Genomic DNA, 19,152 nt, shown 5'->3' with positions numbered 1-19,152 from the left:
TGGGCATGGGGTGCTGGTACGAAGGGCCGTTGGCCGCTTTCGACACGGAGACGACGGGTGTGGACGTCGAGACCGACCGGATCGTGTCGGCCGCTCTCGTCGTCCAGGATGCGCCGGGCAGCCGGCCGCGGGTGACCCGCTGGCTGGTGAATCCGGGGGTTCCGGTTCCGGCCGGGGCCACGCGGGTGCACGGTCTGACGGACGAACACCTGCAGCGCAACGGCCGCTGGCCCGCGCCGGTGATGTACGAGGTGGCCCAGGCGCTGGCGGAGCAGGCGCGGGTGGGACGGCCGGTGGTGGTGATGAACGCGCCGTTCGATCTGACGCTGCTGGACCGGGAGTTGCGGCGGCACCGGGCGTCGTCGCTGAGCCGGTGGTTCGAGCGGACGCCGTTGCTGGTGCTGGATCCGTGGGTGCTCGACAAGCATCTGGACCGCTACCGCAAGGGGCGCCGCACCCTGACCGATCTGTGCGCGCACTACGAGGTGCCGCTGGAGGGGGCGCACGACGCGGCGGCGGACGCGGTGGCCGCGCTGGAGGTCGCCCGGGCGGTGGGGCGTCGTTTCGCGGCCCGTCTCGAGCGGTTGTCCCCGGGTGAGCTGCACACCCTGCAGGCGCTGTGGCATGCGGCGCAGGCGCGGGGGCTGCAGTCGTGGTTCGCGCGCAGCGGCACGGAGGAGGAGGTCGATCCGGCGTGGCCACTGCGTCCGGATCTGCCGGCGGCGGCGTGAGGCGTGTCCCGCGGGGATGAAAGAAGCCGGTCCGTCGGGGACGGACCGGCTTTCCCGGTGGGCGATACTGGGTTCGAACCAGTGACCTCTTCGGTGTGAACGAAGCGCTCTCCCACTGAGCTAATCGCCCGGGAACGCACTGAACCATACAGGTCCGGGGAGGCTTCCTTCAAACCGCTTGCAGGTGTGCGGCCAGTCCGCGCCGGCCGGCCCGCATCATGGCGGCGTGGTTGACGCGGAAGACGGGACGGGCCGGCACGGCGAGCAGGCGCAGCAGTGGCTTGCGGACGTCGACCTCCTGCTCGTAGTGGGCGAGACAGGCGTGGTCTCCGAGGCGGGTGACGGTCCAGCGGGCCCAGCCGTCGATGTCGCCGGAGAGGCCGGCTTCCAGGATCCCCATCTCCCGGTCGCGCCGTCCTTCCCGGACCGTGGAGGTCAGGTCGTAGGGCAGGAGGGCTCGGATGGTGACGATCCCGCTGGTGTCGTCGAGGCGGGTGACCTCACGCACCTGGGGCCACCACCGGGGGTAGTCCTCGATCCGTTCCAGTGCGCCGTACACCGTCGCGGCGGGCGCGGACAGGGTCCACAGACTGCGGAAGCGGTAATGGTTCCAGTCCATGTCCGGAGTGTGCCCGCCCACGCCCGGGTTGTGCGGTCACGGCTTCCGGTCCGCTCGGATTCCCGGCGTCCGCCCGCGTCTTGAGGGCCGGCAGTGCACCGCGTCTGTCGTGCGTACGCGGGAATCCGACGGCATTCCGGAAATCGTCCGGTGGATTCCCGCCGGAGGCCCGGGTCCGGCACTTCTCCCGGAACGTCTCGCAGTCGGTCAATTCAAAGACAAGGCGGCCCGGCTCACAAGTCGTGAGCCGGGCCGCCTGATGATCCGGTGGGCGATACTGGGTTCGAACCAGTGACCTCTTCGGTGTGAACGAAGCGCTCTCCCACTGAGCTAATCGCCCGGACGCAGGAAGAACATTACCCCATGTCAGGGGGTGCCCGTGACCAGCGGGGGCCGGGCGGCCCGGCCCCCGGCGAGGGTCACTGGTTCTCGATCTTCCAGGGCAGCACGAGGCCGAACTTCCACAGGTAGAAACCGGTCACCGCGGCCACGATCACCAGCCCGACCGTGGTCAGGATGATGTTCCGGCGCCGCACCTTGGGGTCGAGGGCCCGCTGGGCCGCCTCGGTGACCTTGCGCTTGGTCCAGCGCAGCACCAACTGGGCCCAGACGAATTCGGTCGACCAGATCGCCATGCCGCCGAAGATCACGACCCACCCCGGGCCCGGCAGCACCAGCATCGCGGCGCCGGCCGCCACGACCGCGAGACCGACGACGAACACGCCGACCTGCCAGCTGAGGTGCAGTGCGCGACGCGCCTTGACGAACTCCGGCGCTCTCGACCCGAGCGCCCGCTCGTCCCGGCTCTCGCTCTCGTCCACCGTCACCCCGTGAGCCGCCAACGTGGTCCCGCCGGCTTTGTTACTCCCCGTGTTCATGCGGCCAAACACTACCTGAGCCAAACACATCACCGGAATGGGCGCACGCCGTGCACGAGCCCTCGGCCGGAAGGGTTACGTAAACCGACGCAAAACACTCAGAGGGGTTTACAACGGCACCGTAGGTGGCATGTCGATTTGGCCGACGTGCGAATCCCCGAGCGCACACTGAGCGAAAGGCCCTGGCGCTTATGAACACCACGGTCAGCTGCGAGCTGCACCTGCGCCTCGTTGTGTCGAGCGAGTCCTCCCTGCCTGTCCCCGCAGGCCTGCGGTACGACACGGCCGACCCCTACGCCGTGCACGCCACCTTCCACACCGGAGCCGAGGAGACCGTCGAGTGGGTGTTCGCCCGCGACCTCCTCGCCGAGGGACTTCACCGCCCCACGGGCACCGGCGACGTCCGCGTCTGGCCGTCGCGCAGTCACGGCCAGGGCGTCGTGTGCATCGCCCTGAGCTCGCCGGAGGGGGAAGCCCTGCTCGAGGCCCCGGCGCGGGCCCTGGAGTCCTTCCTGAAGCGCACAGACGCCGCCGTGCCGCCCGGCACGGAACACCGGCACTTCGACCTCGATCAGGAGCTCTCGCACATCCTGGCGGAAAGCTAGGCGAGGCTCACCAGACCGCCCGGCGCCGTCGACTCGGGGTGACGGCTCGGGCCCGGACAGCCGCCTGCGGACCACCGCACACGGCTCACACACAACGGCGCCGACGCCGCGGGGTTCCGCGGTCGGCGCCGTTGTGCCGTGTGCGCTCCGTGCGGCGCGGGGCGGGCGCGGGGCAGCGGCCGGGAACGTGCGGGGGCCGCCGTGCCGGATTCGAAGCCATGTGCGGAGCGGGGAGGTACGGAGCACGCCGGAGCCACTACCATCGGCCAGCATCGGCGGGCGACCGCCCGACCCCCAGGCCAGGGAGCGAATCGTGCTGATCACCCACGACACCCGGTGCGCACTCGACACCGTGGTGGATCTGGTGAACACCGCGCCGGAGGACGACGCGACCGCGGACGGGCTGGCGGACGTCGCGGCCCTCGAGGTCTTCGTCCGGGACCACAAGATCAGCGAGGTCGGGGTGCTCACCGAGGCCGACCTGGCGGCGGTGCTCAGGATCCGGTCCCGGTTCGCGGCGGTGTTCGCCGCTCCCGACGCCCGCGCCGCGGCCGGGCTGATCAACGAGCTGATCGCGGCCGCGGGCACCACGCCCCGGCTCACCGACCACGACGGTTACGACTGGCACGTGCACTATTTCGCGCCGGGCGCCTCCGTGGCCGATCATCTGGCCGCCGACTGCGGGATGGCGCTGGCGTTCTTCGTGGTCGCCGGGGAGCAGGAGCGGCTGCGCCGCTGCGAGGCCCCGGACTGCCGGCACGCCTTCGTCGACCTCTCCCGCAACCGCTCACGCCGCTACTGCGACAGCCGCACCTGCGGCAACCGCCTGCACGTGGCCGCGTACCGTGCCCGCCGCAAGGAGGCAGCGCGCTGATCCGCCGGCCGGGCGGCCGGCAGCCGGGGGCGCGGTCGTGTGCGGTGCCGTGCCGACGCGGTCCCGACGGGTGACGTCGGGTACCGCGGGTACGGCTCACAGCCACAGCAGGTCGTGCAGGGCAGCCGTGAGCAGCAGACACCCGATCACCGCAAGGAAGATCATCAGCGGTGGCTGGGATAGGGCGAAGAGGCATCCACGCGGCTCGTCCTGCTGCGGCGCGGCATCGCTCTGTGTCGTGTCCAGCATCTCGCCGCGATGATGACGCATGGGGAGCCCCCGACGCGATCAACACTCACGGAAAGCATGCGAGGTCGCCCAATCCGCGATCTACGGTTCCGCTTGTGATCATTTCCGGGCGCTCCGGGACGTCCTGTGACGTTTCGGCCGGTCCGCGGAAGTTCAGACGCCGTGCTTCTTTCAGATGCCGTGCTTCTTGAGGATGGCCTCGATGTCGCTGAAGTCGTCGTCGCCGCGGGACGCCGGCGCCTGTTTCGCCGGTTTGGCGGCCGGGCGGGATCCCTGGCCCAGGGCGGGTGCCGAGGCGCCCGGGGCCACCGCGCCGGAGCCGCCCTCGGCCGCCCGGGCGGCCTTGCGCTCCTTGCGGGTGCCGCCGCGGCGGCGCTCCACGGTGCGTGTGATCGCGAACAGCACCCAGGACAGGCCCAGCAGTCCGAAGCCCGCCCAGGCCGTCGGGCTGAAGGCCGTGTCGGCCAGCCATTGGACGACCCCGGTCATCACCAGGGCGACGGGCACGAGCGAGTAGGCGGCGATACGGGCCGCGGCGAGGAAGCGTTTGCGCCAGGCCGTGACCACCGCGATGCCCAGGCCTGCCGCGGAGACGGCGGAGCAGACGGTCTCGGCAATCATCCGGTCCTCCAGGCAGCGTGCGGTCGCGGCGGTACGTCGTTCCCCTCCATCGTGCACCCACCGGGCCCGGTGAGGCCATGTTCCGGCCCGACATCAGGGACATCTCCGGGTCGGCTCCTCCCCAGGTCCCGGTTGCGGCCGGAGGCCGGGCGGGCTGACGTGGGCGGCCCGGAGCCGGGCTGGGAGACTGTGACCCATGAGCGACTCCTCCCCCGCCCGTCCCGCCACCGCCGTCCTCGACGTCTGGTGCGAGCTGCAGTGCTCCGACTGCCGGACCGCCCTCGACGACCTCCGCGCCCTGCGGGCCCGCTACGGCGACCGCCTGGAGCTGCGGCTGCGGCACTTCCCGCTGGAGAAGCACAAGCACTCCTTCGCCGCCGCCCAGGCCGCCGAGGAGGCGCTGGCGCAGGGGCGGGGCCGGGAGTACGTCGAGACCGTGCTGGAGCGGGTCGAGGAGCTGGACCGCCGGGGCGAGGCGTTCCTCGTCGAGGTCGCCCGTGAACTCGGCCTGGACGCCGAGGAGTTCGACACCGCGCTGATCGACGGACGGCACATCCTGATCGTGGACGCGGACCAGGCCGAGGGCAAGGCGATCGGGGTGACCGGCACTCCGACCTATGTCATCGGCGGTGAGCGTCTCGACGGCGGAAAGAGCCAGGAGGGCCTGCGCGAGCGCGTCGAGGAGATCGCGGACCGCCTGCTGGCCGGGCGGCGTGACTGACCGGGTCCCCGGTGGCTAGACCAGCGCCTTGTACATGAAGTACCGCGTCGTGCCGTAGCCGAGCGACTCGTAGAGCCGCTCGGCCGGTGTGTTGCCGGCGAACACGTTCAGGGCGACGACCCGCTTGCCGGCCGCGGCCGCCTGGGCCTCGGCGAGCAGCATGAGGGTGCGTCCGTGTCCCCGGCCGCGGTGGGCGGCGTCGGCCTCGACGTCGAAGACGAAGGCCTGCTCCCCGGTCACCGCCAGCCACAGGGTGCCCACGGGGGTGCCCCGGTGCTCCAGGACGCTGAACAGCATGCCCTCGGTGGTGCGGCCCCGGGGCAGCAGCGCGGCGTTGTCGTTCACCGCCTTGCCCCGCGCCTCGGCCTCCGGCACCCCGCGCTCGATCCAGTTCCGGGCGTACTCCTCCTGGTTCCTGGCCGTCCAGGGGCCGAACTCGGCCTCGGTCATGGGCCGGGCCACGCTGCCCTCCGGCAGGGCGGGCGCGGTGTCGCCGAGGGGCTTCTCCATGTTCCGGTTGCGCAGGACGTAACCGAGGGCCGTGGCGAGCCCGAGGGCGGTGGCGGAGCCGGCCGGGACCGTCGCTTCGATGCGCCGGCAGCCCCAGCCGCGGGCCACCTCCTCCGCCGCGAGCGCGGCCACCGTGCCCCGGCCGCGCCTGCGGTCCGGTTCCTCGATGCTCAGGCTCATGATCCGGGCCACGGCGTCGCCGAAGACGGGATGCGTACCGAGGTGCACGGCCCCGACGGGACGGCTGTTGACGCACACCCGATAGCGGCGCGAGCGCGTGCCGTCGGGGTTCTGCTGAAGCGGCTCGGCCGGCCGCAGGGTGGTGGTCATCACGGGAGTTCTACCCCTCTCCCCCGGCCCGCCACCACCCGTGGACGGGGCCGTCCCGGCCGATGCACCGGGCCGTCACGGATCGAGGTCGGCCCCCGAGCGCTCGTCGAAGATCCGCATGGCCTTGGCGGTCACCGGGCCGGGAGCGCCGGGCAGTTCGCGGTCGTCGACCCGGTGCACGGCCTGGACGTCGCGCAGGGTGGAGGTCAGGAAGATCTCCTCCGCCCGCAGCAGCACGTCCAGCGGCAGGTCGGTCTCCCTGGCGCCGGTCCACTCGGCGGCGAGGTCGCGGGTGATGCCGGCGAGGCAGCCGGAGGCGAGCGGCGGGGTGTGGAGCTCGCCGTCGAGGACCACGAAGACGTTCGAGCCGGTGCCCTCGCAGAGTTGGCCGACGGTGTTGGCGAACAGCGCCTCGGAGGCGCCCTGTTCGCGGGCCCGGGCGAGGGCGACCACGTTCTCGGCGTACGAGGTGGTCTTCAGGCCGGTGAGCGCGCCGCGTTCGTTGCGGGTCCAGGGCACGGTGATGACGGCGGTGGTGTCGGGGCGGCGGGTGGTCTCGCCGAGGGCGACCACGAGGGTCGGGCCGTGTTCGCCGCGGTCGGAGCCGAGCGGGCCGTGGCCGCCGGTGTAGGTGAGGCGCAGCCGGCCGAGCGGCATGGGATTGGCCTCGAGGACGGCGGCGCAGGCGCGGCGGACCTCGTCGAGGTCGGGGTCGGGCAGCCCGAGCCCCCGGGCGGACCGGGTCAGCCGGTCGAGATGCCGGGTGAGCGCGAACGGGCGTCCGTCCACGGCCTTCACCGTCTCGAAGATGCCGTCGCCCACGGTCAGTCCGTGGTCGAAGACGGAGACGCGGGCGGACTCGATGTCCTGCAGTCCGCCGTCGAGCCAGATCTTCACGTCTAGGTCCCTTCACTCACCCGGTACGTGCCCGACGCTACCGCGAGCAGCCGGGACGCCTTCAGTTCGGTCTCCCGCCACTCCCCCTCGGGGTCGGAACCCCAGGTGATCCCGGCGCCGGTGCCGAAACGCAGGACGGCGCCGCCGTCAGCGTCCCGGTCGATCCAGAAGGTGCGGATGCCCACCGCCAGCACGCCGGTGCCGCGATCGGCGTCCACCCAGCCGATGCCGCCGCAGTACGGGCCGCGGGGCACGGTCTCCAGCGCGTCGATGATCCGCAGGGCGCTGGACTTGGGCGCGCCGGTGACGGAGCCGGGCGGGAAGGCGGCCGAGAGGAGTTCCGGCCAGCCGGCGCCGGTACGCAGTTCGCCGCGCACGGTCGACACGAGGTGGACCAGACCGGGATGCTTCTCGACGGCGCACAGGTCGGGCACCGTCACGGTGCCGGTGGCGCAGACCCGTCCGATGTCGTTGCGGACCAGGTCGACGATCATGACGTTCTCGGCGTAGTCCTTCTCCAGCAGGTCCGCCTCGGTCCTGCCGGTGCCCTTGATCGGCCCGGACTCGACGGTCCCGCCCTCCCGGCGCAGGAAGAGCTCGGGCGAGGCGGTGGCTATCTCCACGCCGTGCCCCGGCAGCCGAAACGTTCCGGCGTACGGGGCGGGGTTGCCGCGGGCCAGCAGGGCGGTGAGGGCGTCCACGTCGGCGCCGGACGGTACGGGCGCGGACAGGACGCGGCAGAGGTTCGCCTGGTAGACCTCGCCGGCGGCTATGTGCGCCCGGATGCGGCGGACGGCCGCCGTGTACGCGGCGCGGTCCAGCGAGGACGTCCAGTCACCGGCGGCCGGTCCCCGCCAGGCGCCCGGCACCGGCGCGGGAACCGGCTGCTCCCGGACCTCACGGAAGCGGGCGCAGGTCAGACGGCCCTCGAAGTCTGCGGCGACGGCCCAGAAGCCGGTGGAGTCCAGGGCGGCGGGGTCGTCGGTGACGTCGAGGAGTCCGGTGGCGACACGGTCGCCGAAGCGGGCGAGGGGTGGGAGGTCCAGCACGTGTCGAGTCTATGGCGGGCCCGGTTCCGGTGCCGTGACCGCGCCCGCCGCGGGCCACCGGGCAGGTCACCGCGCGGGCGCACCGCAGCACGCTGCACAAACGGGTTTTTGTACTGGCCCCGGAATCCGCTAGAGTTCAGTTCGTCGCCGGGAAGCGCAAGCCGACCGAAACGACAGGCGGACGTAGCTCAGTTGGTAGAGCGCAACCTTGCCAAGGTTGAGGTCGCGAGTTCGAGCCTCGTCGTCCGCTCGAAGGAAGAGGGGACTTCCCGGTCCCCTACACTCCTGGTGGAGTGGCCGAGAGGCGAGGCAACGGCCTGCAAAGCCGTCTACACGGGTTCAAATCCCGTCTCCACCTCCAAGGACGATTAGCTCAGCGGGAGAGCGCTTCCCTGACACGGAAGAGGTCACTGGTTCAATCCCAGTATCGTCCACTGGATCTTCGACGGATCATCGAAGGTCCGACCCCGCGCGATTAGCTCAGCGGGAGAGCGCTTCCCTGACACGGAAGAGGTCACTGGTTCAATCCCAGTATCGCGCACGCAGTGCCCATGATCCGCTCCTCGGAGTGATCGTGGTCCCGAGGACGATTAGCTCAGCGGGAGAGCGCTTCCCTGACACGGAAGAGGTCACTGGTTCAATCCCAGTATCGTCCACACCCCTCGAAGCCCCCGGTCCTGCGACCGGGGGCTTCGGCGTGTGTCAGCTGGAGAAGAGCATGTGCCCGAAGCTCTTGTGACGGCGGTGACCGTAGTGGTGGCCGCCGTGGCCGCCGTGCGGGGCGCCCCAGGCGGGCGGCTGCGGGGCGGCCGGGTACGCCTGCGGGGCGGCGGCGGCCGGGGGTGCAGCGGGCGGCGCGGGCTGCGACCACTGGGACTCCAGCCGGGTCAGCGACTCCAGCTCGCCGTAGTCGAGGAAGATTCCTCGGCACCCGCTGCACTGCTCGATCTGGACACCGTTGCGGTTGTAGGTGTGCATCGGGGCACGGCACTTCGGACACTGCATGATCGGTTCAACTCCTCGCCGGTCGTTCCCTCTTCGCGTATCGCCAGGACAGACTCCGTCCGGCCGCGGGTCGGTTGCACCCTACGTCGGTGAACTTGCGCTCAACCCGGTGGGGAGGCGGGTCGGACGGCGGCCATGCGCGCGCAGGCGTCGACCAGTGACTGCTCCACCTCGTCCAGCGGCCGTTCCGCCACGACCGCCTTGGCGACGGCGCGGGCGGCGGTCTGCGCGGTGAGGGCGCGTGCCGGGGTGTCCAGCAAGGTCCAGGGGTCGCCGCCGGCCGGTACGGCCGGGCCGCCGGCCGCGCGGTAGGCGGTGAGGAAGCGGTGCCACTCGTCGGGGGCGAGCAGTCCGCAGGCGTACCAGGCCGCCGGGCGGGCCAGGTCCCACGCCGGGACGCCCGTGCCGAGGTCGTCGACGTCGATCAGCAGCCAGCGGTCCGCGGACGCCGGGGGGCGTATGAGCTGGCCGAGGTGGAAGTCGCCGTGGCAGAGGGTGGCCGTGTCGGGCATGGGGGCCTCGTCCCGGGCCCAGGCGGGGAGGGCGGCCCAGGCGTGCAGTACCGGTGCGGTGGCCGGGTGGTGGGAGGCGGTGGCCCGGAGGGCGGCGATGGCGTGGGCGGCCTTCGCGGGGCCGCGCATGGGGGGTACGGGGACGGGGGGTGGGGTGCGGTGGAGGTGGGCGAGGAGGGTTGCCGCGGCCTCCCAGGGGGCGGCGTCGGGGTCGTCCGGGTCCACCGGGGTGCCGTACGGCCAGTGGGTGACGAGCCGTCCGTGCAGTTCGACGGGGGTCGGGGCGAGTGGGGGGAGGAGGGTGTCGGGGAGGTGGGCGGCCGTGGTGACTCGGGCGGTGAGGTGGGTGGGGTCGGTGCCGGGGGCGTGGGCCTTGGCGACGGTGTCGGCGTGGTGGACGAGGGTGGTGTCGGGGCGGGTGGTGAGGGTCCCTGCGGGGCAGGGGCAGGTGCGTTGGCTGTTGGTGTTGGTGTTGGTGTTGGTGTTGGTGCTCGTGTTCGTGTTGGTGCCGGGGGCGAGGGCGTGGGCCGTTGCCGTGACGTGCGCTGTCAGCGCGGGGAGGAGGTCCGTGGTCACGGGCGTGAGGGTACGAGGTGGGCGGGGGCGGCGCGGTTGGGGGGTGCCGTGCGCTGGTGTGGGCCGGGGGGTGTTCGCGCAGCCCGGCGCGAGCGGGGTGCCGTCGCGCCCACCCGTGCCGCCCCAGCGGCACGACTGCCCGCGGAGTGCGGGGAGTGCGGGGAGTGCGGGGCGGGGCGGCACGGGGGCGCGGGGGCGCAGGGGCGCGGGGGCGCGGTAGGAACAACGCGGTAGCGCGCGGGGAGCGGCGGCGCAGCAGGGCGTAGGGCGCGGAGAGCGAAGGCGCGGCGGAACGACAGGGGGCAGCGCGGTAGCGCGTGGAGAGCGGGGGCGCGGCGGCGCGGTAGGGGGCAGCTCGGTAGCGCGCGGAGGGCGGCGGCGCTGCAGGGGTGTGGCGCGTGGAGAGCGGGTCGCGGCAGCACGGGGGCGCGGTAGGGCGGGGGGCTTGGAGGGGGTAGGGGAATGCCGGCGCAGCTCCCCAGCTGCGCCGGCATTTTTGCCGTCCGCCGCACCCCCGTCCCCACGGGGTTTCATGGGTGGATGTCCCCGCCCGGACCGCTCTTCCGGGCCTGGGGTCGCCGCTCAGCGCCCCAGCATCTCTCCCACGGACGACGCCTGTGTGGCCACTGTCTCCCACCCGTCGAAGACGAGGAGGAGCAGGACCGCCAGGGGAAGGGCCATCAACGTCGCCACCAGCGGGTGACGACGGCTCTCGCCGTGGTCCCGCGTGCGGACGGCGGTCCGCGGTGCCGTGTACGCCATGATCCCTCTCCCGGCCGTTTCTGTTGTTCTTGACAGCGGCGGGCGTCTGACCTCGGGGGACGAGTACCGCACCCGCCGCTTGACCTCAAATCTAGGGGCCCGGCCCTCTCCGGACGTCATGCCCTCGTACCGATTGCCGGGCCTCCCGGAGGATGAGCCGTCACCTGCGCCGTACTCCCCAGGGTGGAGACCCGGGCCCGGCTCTCAGGGTCATCCCCGAAGGGCCGTCCGCTCCGCACCGGTTTTCTCCGATCCGTCCTCCCGCGGTACCGGCTGCTCCACCAGCGCGAGCACCCGGTTCGCCATGAACCGGGCCGTCCGCACGACCGCTCCGGTCCGGGTGACTTCGCTCACTTCGACCACCCCCCGGCGCACCGCGGTCTCCACCCTGCGTCCCGCCCTGCTCGCCACCACCTCGTACGTACGCGTCGTGTCCCCGGCGTCCACGACGATCTCCACACGGTCACCCTTCACGCGATCAATCCCCCTTCGGTGTCGGGTGGTTGGGATCACCCGCCGCGCGAACCCGGCCTGCCCGCGCGCTCCCTGACCACCTTTCAAGTCTCCCACCCACCACTGACAATCCATCGGTTCGAGAGGGCGCGGCCTCTGCGCACGGGCCGTTGTGGAAACGTAAGCTGTGGCACGTCACAGGACCGGGCAGCGGGGATGAACATGGCGATGATGCGCCTGAGGCGCGAGGACCCGCGCGTCGTCGGCTCTTTCAGGCTTCACCGACGGCTCGGCGCGGGTGGGATGGGCGTGGTCTACCTGGGCTCCGACAAGAAGGGGCAGCGGGTCGCGCTGAAGGTCATCCGGCCTGATCTGGCGGAGGACCAGGAGTTCCGTTCACGGTTCGCGCGGGAGGTCTCGGCGGCCCGGCGCATCCGCGGCGGCTGCACGGCCCGGCTGGTCGCCGCCGATCTGGAGGCGGACCGGCCGTGGTTCGCCACGCAGTACGTGCCCGGCCCGTCGCTGCACGACAAGGTCGCCGGCGAGGGTCCGCTCCGGGCGGCCGACGTCGCGGCGGTCGGCGCGGCCCTCTCGGAGGGGCTGGTCGCCGTGCACGAGGCGGGGGTGGTGCACCGGGACCTCAAACCGTCCAACATCCTGCTGTCCCCGAAGGGGCCGCGGATCATCGACTTCGGCATCGCCTGGGCCACGGGCGCCTCGACGCTCACCCACGTCGGCACGGCGGTCGGCTCGCCCGGCTTCCTCGCCCCCGAGCAGGTGCGCGGGGCGGCCGTCACCCCGGCCACGGACGTGTTCTCGCTGGGCGCCACGCTGGCGTACGCGTCGATGGGCGACTCCCCCTTCGGACACGGCAGTTCGGAGGTGATGCTGTACCGCGTGGTGCACGAGGAGGCCCAGCTGCACGGCGTCCCGGACGCGCTGGCGCCGCTCGTCCGCGCCTGCCTGGCGAAGGATCCCGAGGAGCGGCCCAGCACGCTCCAACTGTCGCTGCGGCTCAAGGAGATCGCCGCGCGGGAGGCGCAGGGCCTGGCCGACGTCCGTCCGCCGGCGCCGCGCGCCCCGGAGTCGGACCGGTCCACCGGGCGCCTCGCGGAGAGCTATCCGGAACGGGAACGTGAGCGGGAGCGGCGCCGGCCGGGCGGTCAGGGAACCCCGGCGCCGCGCGGACGCGGTCCCGTGCCCAGGAACGGCGGTTCGTCCCCGGGACGCGGCAGCCGTGGCGTGCCCGCCGCGCGGGGCGGCTCCCCGCGCGGGGGCACGCCGCCGCGGAACGGGTCGCGCCCCACGCCGGCGTCCCGGAACACCACGCGGTCCGGTACCGGTGCGCGCCGGCCGGGGCCCCGGCCGACCGGTACCGGACTCCGCCCGGCCAATCCGCGGCTGCTCAGGCAGCGGCTGTTCGTGTTCGTCGTGGTGACGCTGGTCGTCGCGTTGGGCATCGCGCTGGTGCAGGGCTGCCAGGGCCCCGGGTGAAGCCGGGACCGCGGTAACGGCCCGGACGCCCGGGCTGTTACCGCGGACGCCCGGTGGCCACGGCGTAGAAGGCGACCGCGGCCGCCGCTCCCACGTTGAGGGAGTCGACGCCGTGGGACATCGGGATGCGGACCCGTTCGTCGGCGGCCGCGAGAGCCCGGGCGGACAGGCCGCTGCCCTCCGCCCCCAGCATCAGGGCCACCCGCTCCATCCGGTGCGGGGCGACCTCGTCCAGGGGCCGTGCCGTCTCGTCCGGGGTGAGGGCGAGGAGCCGGAACCCGGCCGCACGCACCGTCTCCAGCCCGTGCGGCCAGGTGTCCACCCGTGCGTACGGCACGGAGAAGACCGCCCCCATGGAGACTTTCACGCTGCGCCGGTACAGGGGGTCGGCGCAGTCCGGGGAGAGCAGCACGGCGTCCATGCCGAGGGCCGCCGCGGAGCGGAAGATCGCGCCGATGTTGGTGTGGTCGTTGACCGACTCCATGACGACGACCCGGCGGGCGGTGCGCAGCACGTCGGCCGCCGTGGGCAGGGGCCGGCGCTGCATGGAGGCGAGGGCGCCGCGGTGCACGTGGTAGCCGGTGACCTCTTCGGCGAGGGCGGGCTCCACGACGTACACCGGGGCGTCGAACCGGTCGATGACGTCCCGCATGACGTCGACCCACTTCGCGGACAGCAGCATGGACCGCATCGCGTAGCCGGCTTCGCCGGCGCGCCGGATGACCTTCTCGCCCTCGGCGATGAACAGGCCCTCGGCGGGCTCGCGCCGGCGGCGCAGTTCGACGTCGGTCAGGCCGGTGTAGTCGTGCAGCCGGGGGTCGCCCGGGTCGTCGACGGTGATGAGCTCGGCCATGTCAGGCCGCCTCGTCCGGGCCCACGCCGACGACGTCGCCGATGACGATGACGGCCGGCGGCTTGACGTCCTGCGCGACGACGGTTTCGGCGACGGTGGCGAGAGTGGCGTCGACGCGGCGCTGGGCGGCGGTGGTGCCCTCCTGGACGAGGGCGACGGGGGTGTCGGGGGACTTGCCGTGCGCGACGAGGGTCTCGGCGATCCGGCCGATCTTGTCGACGCCCATGAGGACGACGAGGGTGCCGGTCAGTTGGGCGAGCGATGGCCAGTCGACGAGGGAGCGTTCGTCGTCGGGGGCGACATGGCCGCTGACCACGGTGAACTCGTGTGCCACACCGCGGTGGGTGACGGGGATGCCGGCCGCGCCGGGGACGGAGATGGAGCTGGAGATGCCGGGGACGACGGTGCAGGGGATGCCGGCCTCGGCGAGCGCCTGGAGTTCCTCCATGCCGCGCCCGAAGACATAGGGGTCACCGCCCTTGAGCCGGACCACCGACCTGCCCCTGCGGGCGTGTTCGATGAGCGCGTCGTTGATGGCCTCCTGGGCCATGAAACGGCCGTAGGGGATCTTCGCCGCGTCGATCACCTCGACGTGCGGGGGGAGTTCGGCGAGCAGGTCGCGCGGGCCGAGCCGGTCGGCGATGACGACGTCGGCCTCGGCGAGCAGGCGGCGGCCGCGCACGGTGATCAGGTCCGGGTCGCCGGGGCCGCCGCCGACGAGGGCGACGCCGGGGGTGCGGGTGCGGTGGTGCGGGGCGACCAGGGTGCCGTCGCGCAGGCCCTCGACCACGGCGTCGCGGATGGCGGCGGTGTGGCGGGGGTCGCGGCCGCGCGCCCTGGTCGTGAGCACGGCGACGGTGACGCCTTCGCTGGTGCCGGTGGCGGGGGTCCACGCCGTCGCCTCGTCGGCGTCGTCGGAGCGGACGCACCAGACGCGGTGGCGCTCCGCTTCGGCGGAGGCGGCGGTGTTGGCGGCGGGGTCGCTGGTGGCGATCAGGGCGTACCAGGCGTCGGCGAGGTCGCCGTCGGCGTAGGGGCGGCGGTGCCAGGTGATTTCGCCGGTGTCCGCCATGGCCTCCACGGAGGGGGTGGCCTCGGGGGACACGAGGTGGATGTCGGCGCCGGCGGCGATGAGGGCGGGGAGGCGGCGCTGGGCCACCTGGCCGGCGCCGAGGACGACCACGCGGCGGCCGGTGAGGCGGAGGCCTACGGGGTAGGCGGGGTGTTCGGCCATCAGGTGAGGCTCCCTCGGACGAGCGGTGGGTCAGCGGGCACGCTGCGGCTTTGGAGCGGGCCTGACGTGGGGATTTTATGCGCGCGTCCGGTGGGGGCCGGGGTGGGTGGGGTGATGCCCCGCCCACCCCCTTCCCGCCGGCCTACTTTTCGGTGACGCCTGCCGAATCGAAGGTCGCCACCTCGTGCATGGCCCGTGCCGTGCTCTGGACCAGGGGGAGCGCCAGCAGCGCGCCCGTGCCCTCGCCGAGGCGGAGGTCGAGGTCGACCAGGGGGCGCAGGCCCAGTGTGTTGAGGGCGGCCACATGGCCGGGCTCGGCGCTGCGGTGGCCCGCGATGCAGGCCGCCAGGACCTCGGGGGCGATGGCCCGGGCCACCAGGGCGGCGGCACCGGCGCTGACGCCGTCCAGGATCACCGGCGTACGCAGCGATGCCCCGCCGAGGAGCAGGCCGACCATGGCGGCGTGCTCGAAGCCGCCGACGGCGGCCAGGACGCCGAGCGGGTCGGCCGGGTCCGGCTGGTGCAGTTCCAGGGCGCGGCGCACGACCTCGGTCTTGCGGACGAGGGTCTCGTCGTTGATGCCGGTGCCGCGTCCGGTGACCTCGGAGGGGTCGGCGCCGGTGAAGACCGAGATGAGGGCGGCGGACGCGGTGGTGTTCGCGATGCCCATCTCACCGGTGAGCAGGGCCTTGTTGCCGGCCGCCACCAGGTCACGGGCGGTCTCGATGCCGACCTCGATGGCCTGCTTGGCCTCCTCGCGGGTCATCGCGGGCCCGGTGGTCATGTCGGAGGTGCCGGCGCGGATCTTGCGGGGCAGCAGGCCGGGGGTGGCCGGGAGGTCGGCGGAGACGCCCACGTCGACGATGCAGACCTCGGCGCCCACCTGGGTGGCGAAGGCGTTGCAGACCGCTCCCCCGCCGAGGAAGTTGGCCACCATCTGTGCGGTGACCTCCTGCGGCCAGGGGGTGACGCCCTGGGCGTGCACTCCGTGGTCGCCGGCGAAGATCGCGACGGCTGCGGGTTCCGGGATGGGGGGCGGGCACTGGCGGGACAGGCCGGAGAGCTGGGCGGAGATGATCTCCAGCATGCCGAGCGCTCCGGCGGGCTTGGTCATGCGCTTCTGGCGCTCCCAGGCCTCGCCGAGGGCCTTGGCGTCCAGCGGGCGGATCTGTGCGACGGTCTCGGCAAGCAGGTCGTGGGGGTCCTCTCCGGGCAGGGCGCGGCGGCCGTACGTCTCCTCGTGCACGACCCAGGACAGGGGGCGGCGCCTGGACCAGCCCGCCTGCATCAGCTCGGGCTCGTCCGGGAACTCGTCGACGTAGCCCACGCACAGGTAGGCGACGACCTCGAGGTGCTCGGGGAGCCCCAGGGCGCGGACCATCTCCCGCTCGTCGAAGAAGCTGACCCAGCCGACGCCGAGGCCTTCGGCGCGGGCGGCGAGCCAGAGGTTCTCGACGGCGAGGGCGGAGGAGTACGGCGCCATCTGCGGCTGGGTGTGGCGGCCGAGGGTGTGCCGGCCGCCGCGGGTGGGGTCGGCGGTGACGACGATGTTCACGGGTGTGTCGAGGATGGCCTCGATCTTCAGTGCCTTGAACTGCTTCGCCCGTCCCTTGGGAAGGGAACTGGCGTAGGCGTCGCGCTGGCGCACGGCCAGTTCGTGCATGCTGCGCCGGGTCTCGGCGGAGCGGATGACGACGAAGTCCCAGGGCTGCGAGTGGCCGACGGAGGGCGCGGTGTGGGCGGCCTCCAGGACGCGCAGCAGCACCTCGTGCGGGATGGGGTCGTCGCGGAAGCCGTTGCGGATGTCCCGCCGCTCGCGCATCACCTTCAGGACGGCCTCGCGCTCGGCGTCGTCGTAGCCGGGTGCGGGCGGGCCGGCGGGCGGCGCCGCTTCCGGACCGACACCGGCGCCCTGGGTGTCCAGGTCGTCCGGGTCCTGTGCGGGTACGGCGTCGGCGTCGGCCTCGCTGTGTTCCTGCGCCGGCACGGTCACGCCGTGCGGCGGGGTCGGTGCGGTGGGCACGCTGCCGTCCACGGGGACGAACTGGCCGAAAGACTGGTCCGGCCCGGGTACGAGGGGGACGGCGGGGGTCTGCAGGGGGTCCAGGACCGGGTCCGCCTGAGCCGGTGCGGTACCGGAGTCGGCGCCGGCCGTCGCGACGGGAGCGTGGGGCGCCTCCGGGACCTCGGCGGTCGGGGGCTGAGGCGGCGCGGGGGTTTCGGGTGCCGCGTCGGGGATCGTCCCGTCGGCTTCCGGGACGGCCCCGGCGGCCGGCTCCGTCACCGGCTCGGCGGGAACGGGCGGCGCGGTGTCCGGTGCGGCGACGCCGGCGCCGGGCACCTCGAAGGGCGGGGCGGCTTCGGCACCGGGCAGCGGCGCGGTCTGCGGGTCTGCGTCGTCCGCGGACGGTACGTCCACTGGGGCCGCCGCTTCGGCGACCTGGACGTACTCCGGCACGACGGGCTCGACGGCCGGTGCCTCGGGGGCCCCGGGCTCCTGGAGAACGTGAGCCGGCTCCGGTACGGCGGTCTCCGCGTCCTCCGCCTGAACGGGGTGGGCCTCCTCGGCCACCTGGACGGGCTCGGCAACCAGCACGGCCTCGGGAGCCCCGGACCCTGTGGCCTCCGCAGCCTGCGCCTGAACGGGCTGCGGCTCCTCAGCCACCTGGACGGGCTCGGCAACCACCTGGGCGGGCTCCGACGCCACGAGGGCAGGCTCGGCAACCACCGCGGCCTCGGGCGCCTCCGCAGCCTGTGCCTCAACCGGCTGCGGCTCCTCAGCCACCTGGGCAGGCTCGGCAACCAGCACGGCCTCGGGAGCCACGGGCCCTGTGGCCTCCGCGGCCTGCGCCTCAACCGGCTGCGGCTCCGCAACCCCCTGGACGGGCTCCGACGCCACGAGGGCGGGCTCGGGAACCGCCACGGCCTCGGGCGCCTCCGGTCCCGCGGCCTCCGCACCCGCCGGGGCGGGGTGGGGTGCCGCGACGGCCTGCGGGTCCACGGCCGCCTGAGCGGGCTCGGCCGCCGCCTCCGCACCGGCGTGCTGCTCCTCGACTGCCGGCGCGGCGGTCTTCTGCACGACCCCGGCGTCCGGCGCCTGGACGACCGCGTCCGGGACCTGCGGCGCCGGCGCGGCTACGGGTTCGGTCACCGTGGCGGACTCCGGGGCAGGGGCCTCCCCGCCCGGGACCTCCGCGGGCTGCGGTGCCTCGAAACCCGGGACGCTCGCGGGGGCCGGCTCGTGCGCCTCGCCCCGGCGCCCCTGCTCCGGCACGGCAGCGGCAACGGTGTCGCCGCCACCCGGCACCCCGGAGGCCACCGGTGTGTACTCCGGCACGGTCCGACCGCCGACGGCGATGCCCGCACCTTCCGTGTCCTGCACCGCGACCGCCTCCGCCGCGACGCGGGTGACGACCGCCTGGGCGGCACCGGCCGCGCCCGTCGGCTCCGCCGGCGGGGCAACCGTTTCCGCGGCCTGCGCGCCCCAGGGCGCCGCGGCCTGCGGTGCCGCCGCCTCCCGCGCGCGCGGGATGTCGAGGTACTCGGGGCCGAGCGTCGGCGGGCCCGGCTGGCGTGCCGGGAGGTCGGCGGGGCCGCGGTCGGCGAGGGAGCGGACCGGGCTCGCGGAGACGTCGGGGATGGGCGGGCCGAGGTGCAGCGGGCGGCGCGGCGCGACCGGCGGGGTCGGCTGCCGGTCCGGGTCGGGGAGCCGGACGCCGCCGAGGTCGACCGAGCCGCTGTCGCGGCCGGCCGTCTCGTGCGGGCCGGGCTCGTGCACGGTCTCGACGACCGGTTCGGGCGCGGGCGGAGCGATCTCGTTGCCCCAGGCGCCCTGGGCGCCCGGCAGCAGCAGGTCTTCGTCCTCGGCGGGACTGTCGGAGAGGTAGGTGTACGCCTCGGGCGCGGGGACGCCCGGCTGCTCCACCATGCCTGCGTTCTCCGGCAGTCCCTCGCCCGGGACCTGGCCGGTGTCGGTCATGCGTACCCCTCGCCCATCGGTTAGTGCTCCTACGACCAGCTCACCCGGAACGGCGCACCGACCGCCCCACACTGAAGAACGAGCGTGCGTCCCCAGCGGCACGAACGGCCCGCCCGAAAAAGGCGACAAAGCCATTCACTGGCATTGTCGCGGCCGCACGGCCGTCGCGTCAGCTTGATCGGCGACGGTTCCGCTGTGGA

At 73.5% G+C, this 19,152-nt stretch carries 19 protein-coding genes and 7 tRNA genes; 10 read left to right on the top strand and 16 right to left on the bottom strand.

Translation table 11 applies throughout. From position 1 onward, the window contains the following. Positions 1-5 precede the first annotated feature (5 nt). Positions 6-731 carry an exonuclease domain-containing protein gene (locus ACZ434_RS21225; protein WP_468458033.1) on the top strand — a complete coding sequence of 242 codons (726 nt, stop codon included), beginning with the start codon at positions 6-8 and terminating at the stop codon, positions 729-731. Between the two features lie 58 nt (positions 732-789). Here ACZ434_RS21225 and ACZ434_RS21220 read toward each other — a convergent pair. From ACZ434_RS21220 to ACZ434_RS21205, 4 genes are all read right to left on the bottom strand, one after another. Beyond that, positions 790-861 (bottom strand) — tRNA-Val (locus tag ACZ434_RS21220). Positions 862-900: 39 nt separating this feature from the next. Next, positions 901-1,350, bottom strand: coding sequence for an SRPBCC family protein (locus ACZ434_RS21215; RefSeq protein ID WP_468458031.1), 450 nt, complete (start codon positions 1,348-1,350; stop codon positions 901-903). A gap of 268 nt (positions 1,351-1,618) precedes the next feature. Next, positions 1,619-1,690 (bottom strand) — tRNA-Val (locus tag ACZ434_RS21210). Positions 1,691-1,769: 79 nt separating this feature from the next. Next, positions 1,770-2,228 (bottom strand): TIGR02611 family protein, encoded by a 459-nt coding sequence (locus ACZ434_RS21205; RefSeq protein WP_468458029.1) that lies wholly within the window; start codon positions 2,226-2,228, stop codon positions 1,770-1,772. Between the two features lie 191 nt (positions 2,229-2,419). On the opposite strand from ACZ434_RS21205, the gene ACZ434_RS21200 reads away from it, so the two are divergent. Together ACZ434_RS21200 and ACZ434_RS21195 are read left to right on the top strand one after the other, a co-directional pair. Continuing rightward, entirely contained in the window at positions 2,420-2,833 is a 414-nt protein-coding gene (locus tag ACZ434_RS21200) for an SsgA family sporulation/cell division regulator (RefSeq protein ID WP_004002642.1), read from the top strand. A 313-nt stretch (positions 2,834-3,146) separates the two neighbouring features. Continuing rightward, complete coding sequence (locus ACZ434_RS21195) at positions 3,147-3,707, top strand: CGNR zinc finger domain-containing protein (RefSeq protein ID WP_468458027.1); 561 nt, start codon at positions 3,147-3,149, stop codon at positions 3,705-3,707. A gap of 96 nt (positions 3,708-3,803) precedes the next feature. Here ACZ434_RS21195 and ACZ434_RS21190 read toward each other — a convergent pair whose 3' ends face one another. Together ACZ434_RS21190 and ACZ434_RS21185 are read right to left on the bottom strand one after the other, a co-directional pair. Continuing rightward, a complete protein-coding gene (locus ACZ434_RS21190) occupies positions 3,804-3,977 on the bottom strand; it encodes a hypothetical protein (RefSeq protein ID WP_156698612.1) in 174 nt (57 codons plus the stop codon). 150 nt (positions 3,978-4,127) lie between these two features. After that, entirely contained in the window at positions 4,128-4,577 is a 450-nt protein-coding gene (locus tag ACZ434_RS21185; protein ID WP_468458025.1) for a hypothetical protein, read from the bottom strand. A gap of 196 nt (positions 4,578-4,773) precedes the next feature. Here ACZ434_RS21185 and ACZ434_RS21180 point away from each other — a divergent pair, with 196 nt between their 5' ends. After that, positions 4,774-5,298: a DsbA family protein gene (locus ACZ434_RS21180; protein WP_468458023.1), complete on the top strand. Its 525-nt coding sequence runs from the start codon at positions 4,774-4,776 to the stop codon at positions 5,296-5,298. 15 nt (positions 5,299-5,313) lie between these two features. On the opposite strand, the gene ACZ434_RS21175 is transcribed toward ACZ434_RS21180, so the two are convergent. The 3 genes from ACZ434_RS21175 to ACZ434_RS21165 form a co-directional block, all read right to left on the bottom strand. Continuing rightward, a complete protein-coding gene (locus ACZ434_RS21175) occupies positions 5,314-6,138 on the bottom strand; it encodes a GNAT family N-acetyltransferase (protein WP_468458021.1) in 825 nt (274 codons plus the stop codon). A gap of 75 nt (positions 6,139-6,213) precedes the next feature. After that, positions 6,214-7,035, bottom strand: coding sequence for an aminotransferase class IV (locus ACZ434_RS21170; RefSeq protein ID WP_468458019.1), 822 nt, complete (start codon positions 7,033-7,035; stop codon positions 6,214-6,216). A 2-nt stretch (positions 7,036-7,037) separates the two neighbouring features. Next, complete coding sequence (locus ACZ434_RS21165) at positions 7,038-8,084, bottom strand: chorismate-binding protein (RefSeq protein WP_468458017.1); 1,047 nt, start codon at positions 8,082-8,084, stop codon at positions 7,038-7,040. A 177-nt stretch (positions 8,085-8,261) separates the two neighbouring features. Here ACZ434_RS21165 and ACZ434_RS21160 point away from each other — a divergent pair. The 5 genes from ACZ434_RS21160 (at position 8,262) to ACZ434_RS21140 (ending at position 8,740) form a co-directional block, all read left to right on the top strand. Continuing rightward, positions 8,262-8,334, top strand: a tRNA-Gly gene (locus ACZ434_RS21160). A 37-nt stretch (positions 8,335-8,371) separates the two neighbouring features. Continuing rightward, positions 8,372-8,445 (top strand) — tRNA-Cys (locus ACZ434_RS21155). A 1-nt stretch (position 8,446) separates the two neighbouring features. After that, a tRNA-Val gene (locus ACZ434_RS21150) sits at positions 8,447-8,518 on the top strand. A gap of 35 nt (positions 8,519-8,553) precedes the next feature. Beyond that, positions 8,554-8,625, top strand: a tRNA-Val gene (locus ACZ434_RS21145). 43 nt (positions 8,626-8,668) lie between these two features. After that, positions 8,669-8,740, top strand: a tRNA-Val gene (locus ACZ434_RS21140). Between the two features lie 46 nt (positions 8,741-8,786). Here the strand turns inward: ACZ434_RS21140 and ACZ434_RS21135 are convergent. The 4 genes from ACZ434_RS21135 to ACZ434_RS21120 form a co-directional block, all read right to left on the bottom strand. Beyond that, positions 8,787-9,089 carry a TFIIB-type zinc ribbon-containing protein gene (locus ACZ434_RS21135; RefSeq protein ID WP_468458015.1) on the bottom strand — a complete coding sequence of 101 codons (303 nt, stop codon included), beginning with the start codon at positions 9,087-9,089 and terminating at the stop codon, positions 8,787-8,789. A 101-nt stretch (positions 9,090-9,190) separates the two neighbouring features. Beyond that, on the bottom strand, positions 9,191-10,177 hold the full coding sequence (locus ACZ434_RS21130) for a phosphotransferase family protein (protein WP_468458013.1): 987 nt from the start codon (positions 10,175-10,177) through the stop codon (positions 9,191-9,193). A gap of 582 nt (positions 10,178-10,759) precedes the next feature. Further along, positions 10,760-10,939 (bottom strand): hypothetical protein, encoded by a 180-nt coding sequence (locus ACZ434_RS21125; RefSeq protein ID WP_468458011.1) that lies wholly within the window; start codon positions 10,937-10,939, stop codon positions 10,760-10,762. 210 nt (positions 10,940-11,149) lie between these two features. Continuing rightward, on the bottom strand, positions 11,150-11,413 hold the full coding sequence (locus ACZ434_RS21120) for a hypothetical protein (RefSeq protein WP_468458009.1): 264 nt from the start codon (positions 11,411-11,413) through the stop codon (positions 11,150-11,152). 195 nt (positions 11,414-11,608) lie between these two features. Here ACZ434_RS21120 and ACZ434_RS21115 point away from each other — a divergent pair, with 195 nt between their 5' ends. Beyond that, a complete protein-coding gene (locus ACZ434_RS21115; protein WP_468458007.1) occupies positions 11,609-12,886 on the top strand; it encodes a serine/threonine-protein kinase in 1,278 nt (425 codons plus the stop codon). 37 nt (positions 12,887-12,923) lie between these two features. Here the strand turns inward: ACZ434_RS21115 and ACZ434_RS21110 are convergent, their stop codons facing one another. The 3 genes from ACZ434_RS21110 to cobT all read right to left on the bottom strand — a co-directional run bounded on the left by ACZ434_RS21110 (position 12,924) and on the right by cobT (position 18,952). Beyond that, positions 12,924-13,739 carry a TrmH family RNA methyltransferase gene (locus ACZ434_RS21110; RefSeq protein ID WP_468458005.1) on the bottom strand — a complete coding sequence of 272 codons (816 nt, stop codon included), beginning with the start codon at positions 13,737-13,739 and terminating at the stop codon, positions 12,924-12,926. Between the two features lies 1 nt (position 13,740). After that, entirely contained in the window at positions 13,741-14,973 is a 1,233-nt protein-coding gene (gene cobA / locus ACZ434_RS21105) for a uroporphyrinogen-III C-methyltransferase (protein ID WP_468458003.1), read from the bottom strand. A 142-nt stretch (positions 14,974-15,115) separates the two neighbouring features. Continuing rightward, entirely contained in the window at positions 15,116-18,952 is a 3,837-nt protein-coding gene (cobT, locus tag ACZ434_RS21100; RefSeq protein ID WP_468458000.1) for a nicotinate-nucleotide--dimethylbenzimidazole phosphoribosyltransferase, read from the bottom strand. Positions 18,953-19,152: the final 200 nt, after the last annotated feature.

The organism is Streptomyces sp. NPDC030893 (genome assembly GCF_055571535.1).
Note: the sequence above shows the minus strand (reverse complement) of the source record. Positions and strands in the feature narration are given on the sequence as shown.

What these genes read in the sequence shown, in the direction of transcription:
- ACZ434_RS21225 (WP_468458033.1), top strand. Translation starts at nt 6, where the DNA reads ATGGGGTGCTGGTACGAAGGGCCGTTGGCCGCTTTCGACACGGAGACG.
- ACZ434_RS21215 (WP_468458031.1), bottom strand. Translation starts at nt 1,350, where the DNA reads ATGGACTGGAACCATTACCGCTTCCGCAGTCTGTGGACCCTGTCCGCG.
- ACZ434_RS21205 (WP_468458029.1), bottom strand. Translation starts at nt 2,228, where the DNA reads ATGAACACGGGGAGTAACAAAGCCGGCGGGACCACGTTGGCGGCTCAC.
- ACZ434_RS21200 (WP_004002642.1), top strand. Translation starts at nt 2,420, where the DNA reads ATGAACACCACGGTCAGCTGCGAGCTGCACCTGCGCCTCGTTGTGTCG.
- ACZ434_RS21190 (WP_156698612.1), bottom strand. Translation starts at nt 3,977, where the DNA reads ATGCGTCATCATCGCGGCGAGATGCTGGACACGACACAGAGCGATGCC.
- ACZ434_RS21185 (WP_468458025.1), bottom strand. Translation starts at nt 4,577, where the DNA reads ATGATTGCCGAGACCGTCTGCTCCGCCGTCTCCGCGGCAGGCCTGGGC.
- ACZ434_RS21180 (WP_468458023.1), top strand. Translation starts at nt 4,774, where the DNA reads ATGAGCGACTCCTCCCCCGCCCGTCCCGCCACCGCCGTCCTCGACGTC.
- ACZ434_RS21175 (WP_468458021.1), bottom strand. Translation starts at nt 6,138, where the DNA reads ATGACCACCACCCTGCGGCCGGCCGAGCCGCTTCAGCAGAACCCCGAC.
- ACZ434_RS21135 (WP_468458015.1), bottom strand. Translation starts at nt 9,089, where the DNA reads ATGCAGTGTCCGAAGTGCCGTGCCCCGATGCACACCTACAACCGCAAC.
- ACZ434_RS21125 (WP_468458011.1), bottom strand. Translation starts at nt 10,939, where the DNA reads ATGGCGTACACGGCACCGCGGACCGCCGTCCGCACGCGGGACCACGGC.
- ACZ434_RS21115 (WP_468458007.1), top strand. Translation starts at nt 11,609, where the DNA reads ATGAACATGGCGATGATGCGCCTGAGGCGCGAGGACCCGCGCGTCGTC.
- ACZ434_RS21110 (WP_468458005.1), bottom strand. Translation starts at nt 13,739, where the DNA reads ATGGCCGAGCTCATCACCGTCGACGACCCGGGCGACCCCCGGCTGCAC.
- cobA (WP_468458003.1), bottom strand. Translation starts at nt 14,973, where the DNA reads ATGGCCGAACACCCCGCCTACCCCGTAGGCCTCCGCCTCACCGGCCGC.
- cobT (WP_468458000.1), bottom strand. Translation starts at nt 18,952, where the DNA reads ATGACCGACACCGGCCAGGTCCCGGGCGAGGGACTGCCGGAGAACGCA.